The sequence below is a fragment of the Variovorax saccharolyticus genome, from assembly GCF_030316765.1.
In the GTDB taxonomy this organism is placed as follows: domain Bacteria; phylum Pseudomonadota; class Gammaproteobacteria; order Burkholderiales; family Burkholderiaceae_C; genus Variovorax; species Variovorax saccharolyticus.
This window is the reverse complement of sequence record NZ_JASZYT010000019.1, coordinates 60,049-78,493: the sequence shown is the minus strand read 5'-3', so window position 1 is coordinate 78,493 and position 18,445 is coordinate 60,049. Positions and strand designations below refer to the sequence as shown.

Sequence of the window (18,445 nt, the reverse complement as noted above, 5' to 3'; positions counted from 1 at the left end):
CCGGGTACTGTATCTTTATACAGTATGTCTGACTCGCCTCCACCTTATGCGGAACTCTACTGCCGCTCCAACCACAGCTTTCTGGTCGGCGCTTCCGCGCCCGAGGAACTGGTCGAGCGTGCCGCCGCGAAGCGCTACACCGCGATCGCACTCACCGACGAATGTTCGGTCTCGGGCGTGGTCCGTGCGCACCTGGCCGCGCGCGAGCGCGGCATCCACCTCATCGTCGGCAGCGAGCTTCTATTGACCACGGCCGGCGGCCGTCCGCATGCGCGCGTCGTCTTTCTGGCCCAGGACCGGCGCGGCTACGGCAACCTCAGCGAGGCGATCACGCTGGCGCGCCGCCGCGCCGAAAAGGGCCGCTACCTGGCCCAGGTCGCCGATGTCGAGGGCAAGACCGCCAAGGCGCCGCACCTCGCCGGCCTGCCGGGGTGCCTCGCGTTGCTGCTCCCCGATCCGGATGAGACGGTCGAGACCCTGTTCGCGAAGGCCATGTGGCTCAAGACCTGGTTCGAGGGCCGCGCCTGGTTGCTGGAGCCGCGGCCCCTGGGCCTGGACGACGAACTGCAGTGCTGGGTGATCGAGCAGGTGGCCGAGCTGGCCGGCTTGCGCATCGTCGCCACCGCCAGTCCCGTGATGCACACCCGCCTGCGCAAGCCGCTGCAGGACGTGGTCACGGCCGTGCGCGTGGGCCGCCCAGTCGGCCAGTGCGGCTTCGCGTTGCAGCCCAACGGCCAGGCCTACCTGCGCGGGCGCGCCAACCTGCGCCGGGCCTTTCCTGAGGCCTGGATGCGCGAGACCCTCGAGGTGGCGCGCCGCTGCACCTTCAGCCTGGAAGAACTGCGCTACGAGTACCCCGAGGAGCTCGTGCCGGCCGGCGAGACCGCGCCCTCGTACCTGCGCAAGCTCGCCTATGCCGGCGCGCGGAAGCGCTTCCCCGCCGCCCTCCCCGACAAGGTCCGCGCCCAGATCGAATACGAGTTGTCGATCATCCGTCAGCTCGAGTACGAGGCCTACTTCCTCACGGTCGAGGACATCGTGCGGTGGGCGCGCGGGCGCGGCATCCTGTGCCAGGGCCGCGGCTCGGCCGCCAACTCGGCGGTCTGCTACTGCCTTTATGTGACCGAGGTGGACCCGGAGCGCATGAACGTGCTGTTCGAGCGCTTCATCAGCGTGGAGCGCAAGGAGCCGCCCGACATCGACATCGACTTCGAGCACCAGCGGCGCGAGGAGGTGATGCAGTACATCTACCGCAAGTACGGCCGCGACCGCGCGGCGCTCACGGGTGTGGTGATTGCCTACCGCAGCAAGTCGGCAATCCGCGATGTGGGCAAGGCGCTGGGCTTCGCGTCGGACGTCGTCGACCGGCTGGCCAAGACCGCCTACGGCACCGAGCGGGCGTGGATCAGCGAGGCCTGCCTGCTCGAGAACGAACTCGATCCGGCCGATCCAGGGGTCCGGCAGTGGCTGCACTTGGCCGACGAGCTGCGCGACTTCCCGCGCCATCTCAGCCAGCACCCGGGCGGCTTCGTGATCGCGCGCGACAAGCTCAGCCGCCTGGTGCCGGTGGAGAACGCGTCGATGGAGAACCGCAGCGTGGTGCAGTGGGACAAGAACGACCTCGATGCGCTGGGCCTGATCAAGGTCGACGTGCTCGCGCTCGGCATGCTCACGGCCATCCATCGCGCGCTCGACCTGGTCGCGATGAAGCGCGACCAGCCCTTCGGCATGCAGGAGGTGCCGGCCGAGGATCCGGCCACCTACGACATGATCTGCAAGGCCGACACGGTGGGCGTGTTCCAGATCGAGAGCCGCGCCCAGATGACGATGCTGCCGCGCATGCGACCGCGCTGCTTCTACGACCTCGTGATCCAGGTGGCGATCGTGCGGCCGGGGCCGATCCAGGGCGGCATGGTGCACCCGTACCTGCGCCGGCGCGCCGGCGAAGAGCCGGTCATGTATCCGAGCGAGGAAATCAAGCAGGCCACCGAGCGCACCTTGGGCGTGCCGATCTTCCAGGAGCAGGTGATGCAGATCGCGATGCTGGCGGCCGACTTCACGGCGGGCGAGGCGGACCAGCTGCGCCGCGCGATGGGCGCCTGGCGCAAGCGCGGCGGGCTCGCGGTGCATCAGCAACGGCTGATCGAGCGGATGCTGCAGAAGGGCTACACGGCCGAGTTCGCGGGCCAGATCGCCAAGCAGGTCGAGGGCTTCAGTTCGTATGGCTTTCCCGAGAGTCATGCGGCGAGCTTTGCGTTGCTGGTCTACGTGTCCTGCTACCTCAAGCGCCACCACCCCGATGCGTTTCTCGCGGCCTTGCTCAACAGCCAGCCGATGGGCTTCTATGCGCCCGCGCAACTGGTACGCGATGCGCGCGAGCACGGCGTCGTGGTGCGACCGGTCGACGTCACGCGCAGCGACTGGTTCAGCACACTCGAGGAGGAGACCCCGGCCGAGACGCGGGCGAGCGCCCTGCCCCGTTGGGACGCCAGCTACGCCACGCCCGTTCGTGCGGTGCGACTGGGGCTCTCGCGCATCGTCGGCATGCGCGAGAAGGCCGCGCAGCGCATCGTCTCGGCCAGGCAGCACGGCGCGTTTGCGAGCGTGGAGGACCTGGTCAAGCGCACGCAGCTGGACGCGCATGACCTCCAGTGCCTGTCGGCTGCCGATGCGCTGCTGACCTTGGCCGGCCGACGCCCCGACGCCGTGTGGGAGGCCGCGGGCGTGGATACGCGGCCGACCGAGATGCTGCGCACCGCGCGGACCCTCGAGGATCCGTGGGCGTTCCAGGCGCCAACCGAAGGCGCCGAGGTCGCCGATGACTACGCCTCGATGGGCCTGACCCTGCGGCGGCATCCCCTGGCGCTGATCCGGCATCGCCTGTCGGCGCTGGGTGTCTGCACGGCCGAGGCGCTGCGCACGCGGGCCCGCGACCGCGACCGGGTGATGGCCAGCGGCATCGTCACGCACCGTCAGCAACCGAGCACCTCGAAGGGCGTGATCTTCGCGACGCTCGAGGACGAGACCGGCACCGTGAACATCATCGTCTGGCCGCAGCTCGCCCAGGCGCAGCGCTCGACGCTGCGGCAGTCGCGGCTGCTGACCGTGCAGGGCACCTGGCAGAGTGAGAAGGGCGTCCATTCGCTGGTGGCGCTGCAGCTCTGGAATCACACCGAGATGCTGGGCGACCTGCGGGTGTCGAGCCGGGATTTCCGGTAGCACACGGAATACCCGGGTCTTGCGAGGACGCCGCCGCGAGACGGCCGAGCGGCGCCCTTGGCCAGGCGGTGCTTCATCGTCGGCGCTGACACACGCATCCGGTGCCCACGGACACGTGGCGCAGGCGACCGGCACGAGGATCGATCCATGAAGCATCTCACTCTCCATGGCTGGGCGGCGTACACCGCCGCGTTCACCGTCCTCGCCGGCGCGTTGACCCTCGCGCCGGCGGCGCAGGCGGCCGACGACCTGCACGACGCCAAGCCCTCCCGCAACATCACCGCGCCCGAGGCGCGCAACGACAACCCGGAAGGCGAAGGGATGGCCAAATCGGCCCCCATGGCGCTCGGTAAGGCGGATCGCGCCTTCGTCACCAAGGCGGCCACCGGCGGCCTGTTCGAGGTGGAGGCGTCCAGGCTGGCGGCGAGCCGGGCGGCCGATCCCCGGGTAAAGGCACTGGCCGCGCGTCTGGTGCGCGATCACGCCGAGGCGCACGACGCGCTGCATCGCGTCGCCCTGGCGCACAACTATCCGCTCCCCGACCAGTTGTCGGAGGACCAGCGGGCGCTGGTGGCGCAGTTGGCCGGCCTCCAGGGCAAGGCGTTCGACAGCGCATTTCGGCAACGCGTCGGCATCGACGCGCATGTGGCCAGCATCAAGCTGTTCGAGCGCGGCAGCCGCTCGACCCGGGTCCCCGACCTGAAGGCGTGGATCGACGCCACGCTGCCGAAGATGCGGGAGCACCTGAAGCAGGCCCGCGCGCTGACGTCCGCCTGAAGGCCCTTATCGAACGCAGCCACCGGAGCGCGGCACGTCAGTGGCAGCACGCCGTCTCGTGCGCAAGCGCTCGCGTTGCTGGTCAAGGCGCATCGCTTCGGAAATTGAAGAAGCGACCGACGCCCATTCCTGCGCGGTGAGCAGGAGCGCCGTCTGCGAGTGCAGCAGCGTGTCTTCCCGGTCGAGGTGCGCAAGCATCAGCGCGCGATGCTCGCCCAGCACCGTGTCGATGGCGGCGAAACCGTGGCCGGTACCAGAGCCCACCCGGCTCAACAGCGCCTTTGCCCGCGTGAGCAGCTGGTGGCAGCGCGCGCTCTCCTGATCGAGGCGGGTGAGCAGTCGGGTGGCTTCCGGCGACCTGTCGCGCATGATCTCCACCATCACGACGCCCTTGGGACGATGGGTCGTGGACTCGAAGGCCTCGAGCCGCTCGATGTGCGCCAGGAGGGATGCGGCGAGCGTTTCAGACGGCGGCGGAGCGCGGCGAATGAGGGCCTGCTCGATCAGCGCCAACAGCGATCGGATGCGGACGTGCTCCGATCGCAGGACGGCCCAGGCGCATTCGGCTGCCAACATGTCTGACCTCCTGATCCCAGTCTACGCCTGATTCGCGTGTTTGAGTGGCGCGCCTGCGCCGTCGTCGTCGCGGGTGGACCGCGGCGGTCGCACTGGGGCGCGGTGCGTATCGCCTGCTGCGCATCTGCAGGTGAGACCGACAGCCGCCACGATGCGCATGCGCGATCCACCGCGGCGGGGACCTCCGCGACTCCGCTGCGCGGCCCGCGCCCAGCCCGTGCAGACATGGCCTACACGCGCTGTGCGGCCTGGGACTACGCACGGTGCCCGTGCAGTCCCTAGAGTGCCTCGGATCACATAGCCCCGGAAGGACACCAATTGGCCAACAGCAGCATTCTTGGGGGAGCGCGTGCCCCCGCTCGCCCGAAAGGCACGGAAGTCGACGCGCTCGGTCCGAGCGATTCGAGCGACAGCGGCAGCGATGTGCAAACCGATCTTCACCGTGCTGCGCTCCCCGATGCGGCCTCGGAGGGCGCGCTGCCGATCGCCCACGACAGCACTTCTGACGCCGCCGGAACCGGAGAGCGCGCCTCGGCCGATCCGAGCGGTCCCCGGGCCGATGCCGATGTGCTGCCCGACCGCCTGGGGGTCGTGCCTCAGGACGCGCTCGACGTGGCGGTCTCCCTGGACGATCCGGACGCTGCGGCGCTGGACGAACTCGCCGCGGGCGAAGACAGCGATGCGGAAGACGACGAGCCCGCCTGAGCGCCGCGCCATTGCGCTGGGCGAGGCCCAGGTGCAGCGCACGCTGCGCGAGGTCTTCGGCTTGCGCAGGTTGCGCGAGGGGCAACGCGAAGTCATTGCCCGGGTCCTCGGGGGCCATTCGACGTTGGCCGTGATGCCCACGGGTGCCGGCAAGTCCCTGTGCTACCAGCTCCCGGCGCTCCTGCTCGAAGGCCGCACCGTTGTCGTTTCGCCGCTGATTGCCTTGATGAAGGACCAGTGCGAGAAGCTCCGGGAACGGGGCATCGATGCGGTCCAGCTCCACAGCCAGTGTTCGTCGGCCGAGACCGAGGCGGCGCAAGCGGCGATCAAGGACGGTTCCGCGCAGATCGTCCTGACCACACCGGAACGGCTCGCCGACAAGGATTTTCTCGCCTTGCTGCAGGCCGGGCCCACCGCGTTGCTGGTCGTCGACGAGGCGCATTGCATCTCGCAGTGGGGGCATGATTTTCGTCCCGCCTTCCTCGAGATCGACAGCGCTCGCCGGGCGCTGGGCCATCCGCGCGTGCTGGCGCTCACGGCCACCGCCAACGACGAGGTGGCGCGCGACATCATGACCCGACTGGACATCCCGCGATCAGGCCTCGTCGACACAGGCAGCTACCGTCCCAACCTGCGCTACGCGGTCGAGCAGATCGACACCGACGAGCGCAAGCGCGAGCGCACGTTGGCCCTGGTCCGCGCGCTGGCCGGCAGCGGCATCGTCTACACCGCGACGGTCAGGACGGCCAAGGCCGTGCACGCGGCGCTTTCGAACGCCGGGGAATCGGTGGGGCTGTACAACGGCCGGCTCGGCGTCGCGCAGCGCCGGCAGGCCCAGGACGCCTTCATGGCCGGCGAGGTGCGGGTGATGGTGGCGACCAATGCGTTCGGCATGGGCATCGACAAGCCGGACATCCGCTTCGTCCTCCACCACCAGATGCCGTCCGGGCTCGACAGCTACTACCAGGAGTCGGGCCGCGCGGGGCGCGATGGCGCGCCGGCCGATTGCATCCTCTTGTTCCATCCGCGCGACCGCGCGGTGCAGCAGTTCTTCCTGGTCGGGCGCTACCCCGAGGCGAAGGACCTCGATGCGGTCTATGCCACCTTGCGCTCGCCCCCGCCCGAGACCGGTGCATGGACCCTCGAGGACCTGCAGCGCAAGCTGGACGCGCCTGCCAACAAGGTGCAGGTGGCCTTGGCCGTGTTGCGTGAGCGGCGCATCGTGCGCCCGCAGGCGGACGGTCGCCTTTCGGTCCAGCAGCCCGGCATTGCGGCCGACGCGCTGGCGGCGATGCTCGAGCTGTACCGCGAGAAACGCGAGCAGGATCAGGCGACGCTCGAGCGGATGGTGTTCTATGCGCAGAGCGGCCTGTGCCGGTGGGAAGTGCTGCTGTCGCATCTGGAGGGCGAGGCCCCCGCACAGCGCTGTGGCACCTGCGACAACTGCAGGCGCATCGCGGCTCATACGGCAGAGACCGAGGCGGCCGCGGCCGTCGAGCCGGCGGCGTCGAAGGTGCAGAGCCCGGCGCCCGGTTTCGCGCCCGAGGCCATGGTGCGGGTCCGGCGATACGGGGTCGGTCAGGTGGTGACCGCGGATGCGCTTGCGGTCGACATCGCGTTCGCCGACGGCAGCCAGCGCTCCTTTCATCCGGATTTCGTGCGGCCGGTGCGCACAGCCGGTGCGAAGCGGCAGACGCCTGCGACGTGAGCGTCGGAGACGGCGACCGCGAACCGCCCAGCCTTTCGCAGCGAACCGGCAGGCCCAGGTCTTCAGGACAGCGAGCCCGAGCAATGACGGATTTCGGGTCGGGATTTCGGCGGGCAGAGTCACTGCCGGGAATCAGGTCCGTCCACACCGGCCTGGGCAATCCGCGACGAAAAAGTCGTCCAACCTCGGTGTTCGTTTCCGAGACGAAGGACCGAGCGGCCAGGGGCGATCTGGATGCCCACCCCACCAAGCCGTCCTGTGCGCTCGCCGTTTGGCTTCCCTGGCCCAGACAATCTCCCATTTGAGCTTCACGCGATCCCGTCGATCGCGGACTGCTCCCGCGGGGCCTTTGCGAAAGAAGATCGAGGAATCGTGAACTTGAACGCGCGCTGGGCCGCGCTTCGCCCGCTCCGGCTTCATCTGTTCCCTCTGACGCCCTATCATGGCGCCCCGCTTTTTATGAAGATCCGATGAAAGCCATCGCGCTGCTCCCAGTTGCCCTTCTTGTTGCCGCTTGCTCGACGGTCGTGCCTTACGCGCCGACGGCACAGCTCTCAGAGAACCCGCGCAAGATAGTCGAACGCGTCTTGTCCGAACAGCCGACGCTGGAGACGCCCGAGTTCGTCCGCGTCAATGACGACTACTTCGAGTACGCGGACGGCACTGTGACCGAAGGCAGCCGCTGGACCCGCAGTCAATCCACGCGCACGACAACTGCGCGGGTGTTCTACAGATCCATCGCGGACCTGAAGCTCTACGAAAAACGAGGCGTGTGGTACGTGGTGCCGGAGTCCAGGCAAGGCGCAGAGATGACGGTCGTATCGGTCAGTAACGAAGCCGATGCGAAACTGTTCATTGACGCCCTCGCCTCGTTGCGAAAACAAGGCAGCCGCGAGTAGCAGAGTGGCGTCGGCTGTGTGACACCGTCTGCGCACGGGTACTTCGTAGTTCTGGCGCGAAACAGTGAACCGCCCTCTGCATCGCGCCGTCACCTTCGGTGAGACCGACGTTCTGAGCGCAAAAAAGCGACGAACGTCGACCGCCCGTCTTCCTGCCTGGCGCAGAGTTCACGACGATCTGTGCGGAGGGACGTGATTCGCTCGCAGCCGTCGCTGAGACGCAGGAGGGACTCCGTGGGGGCAGCAGCTAACCGGCGAGTCGGTACCGTCAAGTCCAAATCCGAGAATTGGTGGTGGGCGCCTCGCGACCGCACGCGGCTGATGATCTGGTCTTCGACGCGCCTATTGAAAGTCGGCGGGCTCGAGGGTCAAGTTGAGCGCTGCAGGTGACGCTGGTCTTTCGCCGCGAGAAGGGAACCGGGGGACGCGCGCACCGCCAGGCTGATCCGCTGCTTGCGTGCCCGTCAGACAGGCATCTGCGTGCGCCCAGTACCACCGCCGAGGCCGAGCGCCCAAGTTCCCGAAGCTTGGCAGCCAAGCGCGGACGGGATCCCGGATACTGAAATACACTAACGGCGACCACCTTGTGTGACGACCAGGCACCCGTAACCAGACGTCCGCCCGTAGAGAATCAACGTGACCACCGATACCCGTTCGCCGTTAGCGTATTTACCTACCTCTCTGTCTCTTTTCGAGGACCCCCAGGGGCCGACCCAGCACCTGGCGTTCGAACGATGGCTGGCCGACGAGCAGGCGCGAGGCTCGCTGCGCCTGCCTTCCTCGCTCGCCGTCTACCGCGACATGTGGGGCGCCTTCTCGGCCTGGTGCCTGGGCCAGTCACCGGGTGTCACCCTGGAGTCGCTCGACCTGCGCGATCTGCAAGCCTTCCAAGCGGCGCGTTTCGGGCGCAAGAGCTCCGACATGTCGCTCTCCCCACGGCATGCGCTTCGACTGATGCGACTCGTGGATCGGGTCTTGCGCCACCATGCGGCCCAGACCGGCGAGCCACCAAACACGGCCGCTTCCGACTGGCTGGCCGCTCATCCCGTGGTTCGCTACGCGGAGGCTGCCCATGCGGATCCCCTGCCCGACTTCCTGTCCGTGTCGGAGGCGAAGCACCTGATCACCTTCCTGTCGGACGCACGGCCGCGGCCTGGCCTCACAGGCTCCCGGCGCGACAGCCATGCCGCATTCACCTGGCAGGAGCTCCGCAACCGGTGCGCCGTCGGCTTGCAGCTGGGCGGTGGCTTGACGCCGGGCGATGTCCGTGCGCTCACCCTGGCGTCGCCAATCTCGCGCGGCGGCCGCGTGCGCGATCGTCCCTGGAAGGTCTCCGTGCCGGGTGACGGGAATTCCGCTGCGCGCGAGACGCCCATCGCGCCCTGGGCCGGGGAACTTTTGCAGCACTGGCTGCAGGTTCGCGCGGAAGCCCGCATCGAGGGTGACTTTCTCTTTCCGTCAACGCGCACGGGCAAGCAGTGGCACAAGGAGTCGCATTACAAATGCGCCAAGAAGGTGCTGGAAGATGCCGGCATCGACAGCAGCGAGGGCGGCTCGTTCCGGCTGCGCCACACCTTCGCACTGCGGCAGCTGCGCCGGGGTTTCCAGCCCGAGACCGTGGCCGCCTGGCTGGGGGTCGAGCCCGAGGTCATGGGCCGGTACAGGCGCGTGGTGGCAACCCCGATGGACGTGGTCTGAGCCGAGGGCAGCCGACCTGCGGACTGCGCAGAAGGCACTCCCAAGGCAGAACGTCCCCATCGCGCCCGGGCCGGTCACGCCTGAACCACGGTTGCGGTTCGCACCAAGGCGCAAACCGACCCTTGCTCGATCATCGACGTGCATCTGCGAGGCTGGAGCAAAGCGCGTCACACTGCACGGTCGCAGAGCAGGGGCTTGACGAGGCCTTGCTGCGTGACACCTTCGCATGGCCTTGATTGCAACGCGGCGCGCAGATCGAAAAGCTCGTGCGATGGCTCAATACCGCCGCAGGAGCCTTCGCACCCGAGGAAGTCGTTCAATGAGAAAGGAGTTGCCGCCTCCAATTCAAATGAATGAACGTGGACATTTGTCAATGACTGAGATCACTTCGGAGTAAGCTGCGCATCTCGACAATTCCAATTCAGCAAGCAATGGCACAAACGTTCAAGCAGATCCAGAAGCAGATCGAACAGTTGCAAAAGCAGGCGGAAGCCCTGCGCAACACCGAAGTCAAGGGCGTCATCGAACGCATCAAGGTCGCGATCGCGCACTATGGATTGACTGCTGCGCACCTCGGACTCGAGTCCCGCGCTTCAACCTCGAAGCGCACGCGCGCAACGGGTTCGAAAGGGGCCAACGCCCGCCCCGCGTTCGCGGACGGTGATGGCAATGCGTGGTCGGGTCGCGGACCGCGTCCGCGCTGGCTGCGCGACGCGCTGGCATCGGGCCGATCGCTCGCGGAGTTCCGCGCGGGCGTGAGCGCCGCGAGCGCCGCACCGGCACAAGCCGTTGGGGCGACGAAGCCGGCCAAGCCCGCGCGCAAGCTCAAGCGCGCGCCCTCGAAGGTCACCTACCGTGACGATGCCGGCCACTCCTGGACCGGTCGCGGCCCGAAACCTGGCTGGCTCAAGGCCGAACTCGACGCCGGGAAGTCCCTGCAGGATTTCTTGAGATAGGCGCCGCGCGCGATCGCGCTCGCGCCGGCTCCATGCGCCGTCTCAGGGGGTCCCGAGGCCGGGACCTAGGTGTCCGATCCCTCTCGCATGCGCATCTGTTCGTCGAACAGTGCGGCGGTCGCATGCACCAGGTCGGCGGGCCCCTGCAACGTCACCTCGGTCCATCCTTCGGGGAGACGGAAGTCATTCACGGCCGCCTGCACCAGCCTGCGGATGGCGTAGATACGCTGGTGGATCACGCCGTACTCGGTCGCTAGCCGCTTGGGCTTGTGACCCTCGAGAAACAGGCGGCGCGCAATCTGCATCGTGCGGTCGTCGAAACGCCGCTCACGCGCGACGCGATCAAGCAGGTGGCGGTCAACGACAGTCACGGTCGGGGGGCAGGGTCATGAACAGGCTCATCAGCCCCAAGAATAGCCAATAGAGCATCAGGGCGCCAACCGAAAACGCGAGCATGCCCCAGCGCGGAAAGCGGGGGTCGCCGATCAGGAAGCCGAAGATCAGCGTCACCAGGAATCCCAGGAAGGCGATCGGCACAAGGGTCGCACGCAGCAGCGGCTCGATCAGCACCAGCAAGGCACAGCAGGCGATCCGCACGAACTGCAGGGCCACGAAGCATGCCCCCCACAGCACCCTCAGCGCCAGCGGTCGCACCGCAATGTCGTGGCGTGTGTGTCGCATCGGTCTACTCCTCCGTCGCCCAGCACAGGGGTCGCAGCTCGGCGAGCCGAACGAGCGTGCGGCTACCGTCCCCGAAGCGCACCTCGCCGACGTCCTTGTCATGGGCCTTCAGGCGCAGGGAACCCCGACGCCCGGCGTGCTCCACCACCAGCACGGTGCGGCCCGCACTGGCGATGCGCGCCGGGCGCGCCACGCCGTCTCGCGCAGCGGGCCCCCCGGCCTCTCCCTCGCGGTCCCGCGTGTGCGCCAAGACCGACTCGACGTTGGCGCGGCTGATCGGGTCCGCGCTCGCGAGCAGCGCGGCGGTGTCGTGTGGTCGTGCTTTCATGGCACCCGCGAGCCGGTACAGCACGCGCAGGTCCGCGCCGAGTCGTCCTTGGTCGAAGGCTTCGCGCACCGGCGGCGGCGCATCGATCAGGGCGGCAGCCTCGGTGATGAAGGAGCGTGGCTTGCCGAGGCGTCGCGCGATCTCCGCCCTCGCCTGCCCTTCGCGCTCGCGTTCGGCGATGAAGCGGGCCAGGTCGAACGGCGACATGTCCTCGCGATGCAGGTTCTCCGCCGCCTGCGCGTACGGATCGTGACGCTCGTCGAGGAAGGCCGGGATCGTGCTCAGCCCCGCCAGGCGGCTCGCGCGCAGCCGGCGCTCGCCGCGGTTGACCACGAAGCGTCCCTCGATCTGCGCATGCGAGCGCACCGAGATCGGCTCGAGCACGCCGTGCAGGCGGATGGAGCGCGCCAGCTCGGCCAGCGACGCCTCGCTGACCGTTCGGCGGGGCTGGGCCGCATCGAGGTCGATCCGCGACAGTGCCAACTGCATCGGCGCAGCCACGGCCGAGTCGTCGCCTGCCCCGACCGACGCGAGCAAGGCGCTCGCCTTGAACTGGGCCAAGCCACTGAGATCGAGCGATTCAAGGCGCTCCATCAGGCACGCTCCGGCAACGCCACCGGTGCTTCGACGCCCTCGATGCGTTGCATGACAAGGTCGAACACCACGGACACCTCGGCGGCCGCGTCGCGCGCCGAACTGCGCGCCAGTCGCCAGACCGGCACACCGGCGGCGAGGGCTTCGGGAATTGCCGAGCGCGTGGAGATCTTGGCCGGCAGCACGAACTCGCTGTAGTGCGCGACCAGGTCGCGCAGGGCCGCCTTCTGGCGCACCGAGTGCGGATTGAAGCGGTTCGCCACCAGGCCCGCCAGCCGCAACCCGGGGTTGTAGCGCCGCCGAACGCCGAAGACGGTCTTGAGCATGTCGGTGACGCCGTCGATGCTGTACTCCTCGAGCTCGATCGGACAGACCACGTGCGTGGCGGCGATCAATGCAGCGCTCATGCGCAGGCCGAGCGCCGGCGGCGTGTCGATCACGACGAAGTCGAAGCATCCGCCGAGCGCTGTGACCTGGCTGCGGAACGCGGGCAGGATGAACTCCGGTCGCGCGAGTTCGAGGTCCGCGAGGCCCTTCGAACCCGGAAACAGGGTGATCGACGCCGGCTCCGCGCGCGCAGATGCCGGGCCGCGCGACGCGAAGAAGGTCGCCGCCGCGCGACCGCTGTCGAAGCGCACCAGCGACTTCGACGCATTGGCCTGCGTGTCGAGGTCGATCACGCCAACGCGCAGCCGATGACGCTCCGCAAGCCATTGGGCCAGCAGAACGCTCAAGGTCGACTTGCCCACGCCGCCCTTCTGATTCGAGAGGACCACCACGTGCATGTGCGGCTCCTTTTGCGACTTTGAGAACCTTTGACCGACACCCGGGAAACCTTCTGTTGCCCATCTTGCGGCGGCACAGCGAGAGGCCCGTTGAGCCACCCCGGATGTCGCCCTACGATCGATCCATACCCTCGACCGGGACGGCCTCTTCAGCACATCCCCCAGAAAAACCATCGCAGATTCTTTCGCGATTGTTCCCGGGCTCGACGGGCCGCCTGCCGTCACGGCGCGCTCCGTGAGGGCAGCGTAGTCCCATTCAAATCCAAAGTCGATAGCTGCTACCACAAACCATAGCAAAATAGACCTTCAAAAAGTCTTGACTGTCGATTTTGCGCTGTGGAAAAGTGCGCCCCATGGAAGCGGCTTCGCATCAATGCAGGGAAGGCTTGAAGGGCCGGTCAAGGCCTTCGGGAGTGGGCTGTCTCGCGCTCCTGCTCTTCTTCGCCGGCGGGCCCGTCCTGGCAGCGGACCCCTCCATCACCGGCGCGCCTCCAGACGGACGACCCGACGACCGTCCGCGGGTTGCGGCCGTCGAGCAGGTCGCACGCGACACCGAGCGGGTTCGGATCCTGCGTGCCGAATGGACACACACGAGGCAAGCTGCGGATGCGCTCGCCAGGCGCCGCGCCGAACGCCTGGCCGCCAGAGACACGGCTGGCGTGGACGAGGTGGATGCCCAGCGCGCCCGCGTGCTCCAGGACCTTGACGCGCTGGAGCGCGAGCTCGGCGCCGCACAACGGCCCGCCACCCGCGCCACGCAGAGCACCGCCCCAGCTCCCTCCTCCGTGGGCTCCTCCGCTGCCGCGCCTGCCGCAGAGGCCGCAGAGGCCGCAGAGGCCCGCACGGTGCGCACCGTGCGCCCTGCACCGCCCACCCGCTGGTGGGACGTCTACAGCCGGGCCGCGCCCCCTCGCGCGGCGCCGGTGTCCCTCGCCGCGCCCTCCGGCGGCGAGGGCCCGCATCCCGCCACCCCTCGCCGCCTGGAGTAGAGCACCATGCCCCGCTGCCGCCTCGATCACAATGCTGCGCCCTCCCGAGAAAACAAGGAAAGCCATGGCAACGACGCGTCGCGACACGCCGGGGAATCCAGCGAGCCAGACACCGCCCGCACGCAACGAACTGACCGCGCGCGAGCTCGTCGACTTGCTGCATCGGCGCACGGTCGACGAGCTCATCGTGGTCGAAGAGGAACCGGGTCGCTACCTCCTGCAGGCGCGCATCTCATGGCGGGCCGGCCGATCGACGGTGATGGGAACGCGCGGGCCACGCACCTACCGCAACCTGAACACGCTGGTCACGCATCTGAAGACCCTGGACATTGGCAGCACACTGGTGCGGCTCGAACTGCGGACCTAGACCGTCGCGCTTTCGGATCGCGTGCGCTCGCGGCCGCAGGGCTATGGCTCGCATGCACGGCCGTCGCGGCGCTGGCACCGGGCCTTGCCATTGCCGGCAGCCCGTTTGCGACCGGCGCCAGCGCCACCCAGTCGCAACTCGTCGCGATCCTGACGCCGCTGGCCGCGGTCGCGGTGATGGTGTCGGGTGTCATGGCCTGGTTCGGTCGCATCAGCTGGTTCTGGATGGTCGGAGTCGTGCTCGGCACCGTGCTGGTGTTCGGCGGGCCGCAGATCGTCTCGTGGATCCGCGGCATGTTCGGCGTCTGAGGTGGACGACATGGACCGCAACCAAGGCATCGTCGCCGACACGCTCTTTGTCGGCATGACGCGTCCGTCGATGGTCTGGGGAGTCACCTACGCCGCCATGATGTTCAACGTCGTGATCACGACCGAGTCCTTCATCGTCACGAAGAACCTCGCCTGGCTGCTGGCCTTCCTGCCGATCCACGGCGTGCTCTACCTGGTCTGCCTGTACGAGCCCCGCTTCTTCGACCTGCTGCAGCTGTGGGGCCGCACGCGCCTGCCGGCGCTGCTTGCAGGCAACCTGCGGCACTGGCGCGCCGGCTCCTACAGCCCGCTGACGCTGGACCTGCCCGACCCCGACGGCCGCCGGCGCCGGCCGCCCGGCCAGGTGGTGCTTCCCGGGAGGCCGTCATGACGCTCGGCCTGGCCAGGGAACGCCTCCTGCGTCGCGAGACGAGTGCGGCCGCCATGATTCCGCTGGTCGCGCACCTCGACACGCACGTCGCGCGCACGCACGCCGGCGACTATGTCCAGACCCTGCGGCTGGCCGGCGCCAGCTTCGAGAGCGCGGACGACGAGGACCTCAACAACTGGCACGAGCGCCTGAACGTGCTCTGGCGCAACATCGCATCGCCCAACCTGGCGCTCTGGACCCATGTGATCCGGCGTCGCGAGTCCGCCTGGCCGCAGGGCCGCACGGTGGCCGGCTTCGCGCGGGAAATCGACGAGCGCTACCGGCGACAGATGGCCGACGAACACCTGATGGTGAACGAGCTGTACCTCTCCGTGGTCTTCCGTCCCCAGCCGACGCGCCTCGGCAACGCCACGCTGCGGCTGCTCCGCAGGACCGATCCGGACGGGGTCCGGGCGGAGATGAATGACTCGCTCGACGAGTGCGCCAAGAAGCGCCAGGAACTCTTGGCTGCGCTGGAGCGCTACGACCCCGAGGTCTTGGGGGTCTACCGGCGCGAGGGAAGCGACGTGCTGTTCTCGAGCCTGCTGGAGTTCCACGGTCTGCTGATCAACGGCGAGTGGCAGCGCATGCCCTTGCCGCGCGCACCGCTCAACGAAGTGCTGGCCACCAGCCGGCCGTTCTTCGGCAACGAGGCGATGGAGTACCGCACCGGCACCCAGACCCGAGTCGGCGCATTCCTCGGCATCAAGGAGTATCCGACGCCGAGCGCGCCAGGCATGTTCAGTGCCCTGTTGACGGCGCCGTTCCCGTTCATTCTCACCCAGAGCTTCACCTTCCTCGGCAAGGGGACCGCCACCGACATGATGAGCCGGCAGCACCACCGCATGGCCGCTGCGGGCGATCTGGCGGTCTCGCAGGCCGAGGAACTGAAGGACGCGCTAGACGACCTGATGAGCAACCGTTTCGTCGTCGGCGACCACCATTTCACGCTCCATGTCCTGGCGCAGGCCTCCGATGGCCGGGGTGATGCGCATGCTCTGGCGCGGATCAAGCAACTCAACGACAACGTCGCGCGCGCCCGCTACCTGCTGGGTGACACGGGCATGGTGGTCGCGCGGGAAGATCTCGCGCTCGAGGCCGCCTTCTGGGCCCAGCTGCCCGGCAATTTCGCGTACCGCCCGAGGAAGGCGCCGATCACGAGCCGCAACTTCGCGGGGATGTCTCCCTTCCACAACTTCCCGACCGGACGGGCGACCGGCAACTACTGGGGCGATGCGCTTGCCCTGTTCGTGACCCGCGCCGGCTCGCCGTTCTTCTTCTCGCTGCACGCGAGCGATCCGCGCCGCGCCGACGGCGGCAGCCGCCGCGACGTCGGGCATGTCACCGGCGTGGGGCCGGTGGGGACTGGCAAGACCACCCTGCTCGGCTTTTGCATGGTCGCGATCTGCAACCGGCTCGACGCCACGCAGGTGATCTTCGACAAGGACGAGGGGCTTCACATCCTGGTCCGTGCGTTGGGCGGGCGCTACCTCCCGCTCAAGAACGGCGTTCCGACCGGTTGCAATCCGCTTCAGCTCGATGATGCGGTGGCTGACAACGTCGAATTCATGCGGCAATGGCTGCGCCGGCTGGTATTGCGCAGTCCGACGGATGGGCTCACCGTCCGGCAGGAGGAGGATCTGGCTCAGGCGCTCCGGGGCACCCTGCGGCTGGAGATGCCCTATCGCCGGCTGTCGCGGCTGGCGGCGTTCCTCGACGTGACGGATCCGGAAGGCGTGCATGCGCGCCTGCGGCCCTGGTGCGCGGCCGAGCAGGGCGACTACGCCTGGGTCTTCGACAATCCCGAGGACGAGGTGGTGCCCGTCCTGGACCGCCACGCGCTCGTGGGCTTCGACGTCACGGACTTCCTCGACCATGAGGTCGTCCGCGCACCGCTGACGATGTACCTGTTCCACCTGGTCAACCGCATGGTCGATGGCCGACCCCTGGTCTGCTGGATGGACGAATTTGCCAAGCTGTTGAACGACCCCGCCTTCGCCTGGTTTGCGAAGAACGGACTGGAAACCTGGCGCAAGAAGAACGCCAGCATCGTGACCTTTACGCAGAGCGCGAGCCACGTCCTGGACTCCGTCATCGCCCGTGCGATCGTGGAACAGACGCCGACCAAGGTCCTGTTCCCGAATCCGGAAGCCGATCACGCGGAATACACCGAAGGCTTCAGCCTCACCGACCGGGAGTTCGCGCTGATCAAGCAGGAACTCGAACCGGGTTCGCGGCAGTTCCTCATCAAGCAGAACCACGTCAGTGTGGTCGCGCAGCTGGATCTGCAAGGCTTCGATGACGCGCTGCAGGTGATCTCCGGTCGCACCGCCAACGTGCGGCTGATGCGCGAGGTCATCGAGCAGCATGGACCGGAGCCTGCCCGATGGCTGCCAGCTTTCCGCGAGCTGGTCTCGGAACGAAAGAACCCCGGCGCAACCGTCATCACAGCGAAGGAGAACCTCCATGCGTAGACAGCTCATTGGCTTCATCCTCGCAGCCGCGGCGGCCATGATGCCCTGGCAGGCAAGGGCGGGCATTCCGGTCATCGACATGACCGCGGTGGCCAATCTGATCCAGCAGCTGGGTGCTTGGCAGCAGCAGCTCTCGGGCATGCAGCGCCAGTACGATCAGTTGACGCAATCCCATGCGCAACTCCAGCAGACCTACAGCGCCATGACCGGAACGCGCGGCATGGAGCAACTGCTGCCCACTCCCGACCTGGCTCGCAACTATCTGCCGCCCAGCTTTGGCGAGCTGATGAACACGGTCAACGCGACCTCGGGCGGTTATTCGGGTCTGGCCAGTCAGGTGCAGTCGATCATGCGGGCCAACAGCATCCTGTCCAGCTCGCAGTTGAGCGCGCTGAGCCCCGAAATGCGGCAGGTCGTCGAGCAGGGTCGCCAGGCCTCCGCAATGTTCAGCGCCATGAGCCAGGGCGCCTACCAGAACACCAGCCAGCGCTTCTCCGCGTTGCAGCAATTGGTCGATCGCATCGGCACCGCGAGAGATCCCAAGGCGATCCAGGACTTGCAGGCGCGGATCCAGGCCGAGCAGAGCATGCTGACCAACGAGCAGACGAAGCTGCAAGGCCTTTATGAGATCTCAAGAGGCGAGGAACTAGCCCAGCAGCAGCGGATAAGGGAACGTGCCATGTCCGACATCGGGACCATCAAATCGATGTCAACGGTGACGTACTGACGCTTCGTCAAAGGAGGACAGCATGCTCAAGACAACCTGGATCTACGTCACGATAGCTCTGGCGGCGATCGCTGGCGGCGGCGCTTACTTGTACTCGCGGCAAGTCACATCGGTTCAGTTCACCGAACCAACGCCCCCCGTCCAGCCACCCACGGCAATCGCTTCGCCACCGAGAGACGATGAGGAGGTCAAAAGAAGGACACTTGAGGGCATCGGAAGTGTCA

The 18,445-nt window shown here is 67.7% G+C and carries 17 protein-coding genes; 12 read left to right on the top strand and 5 right to left on the bottom strand.

The annotated features are described in order from the left end of the window. Nucleotides 1–24: 24 nt before the first annotated feature. Together QTI45_RS34300 and QTI45_RS34295 are read left to right on the top strand one after the other, a co-directional pair. A complete protein-coding gene (locus QTI45_RS34300) occupies nt 25–3,219 on the top strand; it encodes an error-prone DNA polymerase (protein ID WP_286657522.1) in 3,195 nt (1,064 codons plus the stop codon). A 147-nt stretch (nt 3,220–3,366) separates the two neighbouring features. Beyond that, nucleotides 3,367–3,996 carry a DUF4142 domain-containing protein gene (locus tag QTI45_RS34295; RefSeq protein WP_286657521.1) on the top strand — a complete coding sequence of 210 codons (630 nt, stop codon included), beginning with the start codon at nt 3,367–3,369 and terminating at the stop codon, nt 3,994–3,996. A gap of 6 nt (nt 3,997–4,002) precedes the next feature. Here the strand turns inward: QTI45_RS34295 and QTI45_RS34290 are convergent, their stop codons facing one another. Beyond that, nucleotides 4,003–4,572 carry a hemerythrin domain-containing protein gene (locus QTI45_RS34290; protein WP_286657520.1) on the bottom strand — a complete coding sequence of 190 codons (570 nt, stop codon included), beginning with the start codon at nt 4,570–4,572 and terminating at the stop codon, nt 4,003–4,005. Between the two features lie 318 nt (nt 4,573–4,890). Here QTI45_RS34290 and QTI45_RS34285 point away from each other — a divergent pair, with 318 nt between their 5' ends. The 5 genes from QTI45_RS34285 (at nt 4,891) to QTI45_RS34265 (ending at nt 10,538) form a co-directional block, all read left to right on the top strand. Beyond that, complete coding sequence (locus QTI45_RS34285; RefSeq protein ID WP_286657519.1) at nt 4,891–5,277, top strand: hypothetical protein; 387 nt, start codon at nt 4,891–4,893, stop codon at nt 5,275–5,277. Further along, a complete protein-coding gene (locus QTI45_RS34280; RefSeq protein WP_286374499.1) occupies nt 5,252–6,985 on the top strand; it encodes a RecQ family ATP-dependent DNA helicase in 1,734 nt (577 codons plus the stop codon). Before QTI45_RS34285 ends, QTI45_RS34280 begins: the two co-directional genes overlap by 26 nt. Nucleotides 6,986–7,455: 470 nt before the next feature. Continuing rightward, nucleotides 7,456–7,884 carry a hypothetical protein gene (locus tag QTI45_RS34275; protein ID WP_286374498.1) on the top strand — a complete coding sequence of 143 codons (429 nt, stop codon included), beginning with the start codon at nt 7,456–7,458 and terminating at the stop codon, nt 7,882–7,884. 636 nt (nt 7,885–8,520) lie between these two features. After that, on the top strand, nt 8,521–9,582 hold the full coding sequence (locus QTI45_RS34270) for a tyrosine-type recombinase/integrase (RefSeq protein ID WP_286657518.1): 1,062 nt from the start codon (nt 8,521–8,523) through the stop codon (nt 9,580–9,582). 431 nt (nt 9,583–10,013) lie between these two features. Beyond that, the gene (locus QTI45_RS34265; protein WP_286657517.1) at nt 10,014–10,538 is read left to right on the top strand and encodes an H-NS family nucleoid-associated regulatory protein; all 525 of its coding nucleotides are present in this window, start codon (nt 10,014–10,016) and stop codon (nt 10,536–10,538) included. 65 nt (nt 10,539–10,603) lie between these two features. On the opposite strand, the gene QTI45_RS34260 is transcribed toward QTI45_RS34265, so the two are convergent. The 4 genes from QTI45_RS34260 to QTI45_RS34245 are packed head-to-tail and all read right to left on the bottom strand — an operon-like array spanning nt 10,604 to nt 12,926. Further along, the gene (locus QTI45_RS34260; RefSeq protein ID WP_286374495.1) at nt 10,604–10,909 is read right to left on the bottom strand and encodes a TrfB-related DNA-binding protein; all 306 of its coding nucleotides are present in this window, start codon (nt 10,907–10,909) and stop codon (nt 10,604–10,606) included. Then, entirely contained in the window at nt 10,896–11,219 is a 324-nt protein-coding gene (locus tag QTI45_RS34255) for a hypothetical protein (RefSeq protein WP_286657516.1), read from the bottom strand. The genes QTI45_RS34260 and QTI45_RS34255 overlap by 14 nt, the downstream gene beginning before the upstream one ends. 4 nt (nt 11,220–11,223) lie before the next feature. Continuing rightward, complete coding sequence (locus QTI45_RS34250) at nt 11,224–12,141, bottom strand: ParB/RepB/Spo0J family partition protein (RefSeq protein ID WP_286657515.1); 918 nt, start codon at nt 12,139–12,141, stop codon at nt 11,224–11,226. Then, nucleotides 12,141–12,926 (bottom strand): ParA family protein, encoded by a 786-nt coding sequence (locus tag QTI45_RS34245; RefSeq protein WP_286374492.1) that lies wholly within the window; start codon nt 12,924–12,926, stop codon nt 12,141–12,143. The genes QTI45_RS34250 and QTI45_RS34245 overlap by 1 nt, the downstream gene beginning before the upstream one ends. A gap of 1,053 nt (nt 12,927–13,979) precedes the next feature. On the opposite strand from QTI45_RS34245, the gene QTI45_RS34240 reads away from it, so the two are divergent. Genes QTI45_RS34240 through QTI45_RS34220 form a run of 5 tightly spaced genes read left to right on the top strand, consistent with a single transcriptional unit; the run spans nt 13,980 to nt 18,221 of the window. Next, nucleotides 13,980–14,282, top strand: a complete 303-nt coding sequence (locus QTI45_RS34240; protein WP_286657514.1) for a hypothetical protein — start codon at nt 13,980–13,982, stop codon at nt 14,280–14,282. Then, on the top strand, nt 14,165–14,590 hold the full coding sequence (locus QTI45_RS34235; RefSeq protein ID WP_286657532.1) for a TrbC/VirB2 family protein: 426 nt from the start codon (nt 14,165–14,167) through the stop codon (nt 14,588–14,590). Before QTI45_RS34240 ends, QTI45_RS34235 begins: the two co-directional genes overlap by 118 nt. A gap of 10 nt (nt 14,591–14,600) precedes the next feature. After that, entirely contained in the window at nt 14,601–14,981 is a 381-nt protein-coding gene (locus QTI45_RS34230; protein WP_286374489.1) for a VirB3 family type IV secretion system protein, read from the top strand. Continuing rightward, nucleotides 14,978–17,494 (top strand): VirB4 family type IV secretion/conjugal transfer ATPase, encoded by a 2,517-nt coding sequence (locus QTI45_RS34225; RefSeq protein WP_286657513.1) that lies wholly within the window; start codon nt 14,978–14,980, stop codon nt 17,492–17,494. The genes QTI45_RS34230 and QTI45_RS34225 overlap by 4 nt, the downstream gene beginning before the upstream one ends. Further along, complete coding sequence (locus QTI45_RS34220; RefSeq protein WP_286657512.1) at nt 17,487–18,221, top strand: TrbJ/VirB5 family protein; 735 nt, start codon at nt 17,487–17,489, stop codon at nt 18,219–18,221. The genes QTI45_RS34225 and QTI45_RS34220 overlap by 8 nt, the downstream gene beginning before the upstream one ends. Nucleotides 18,222–18,445 lie beyond the last annotated feature (224 nt).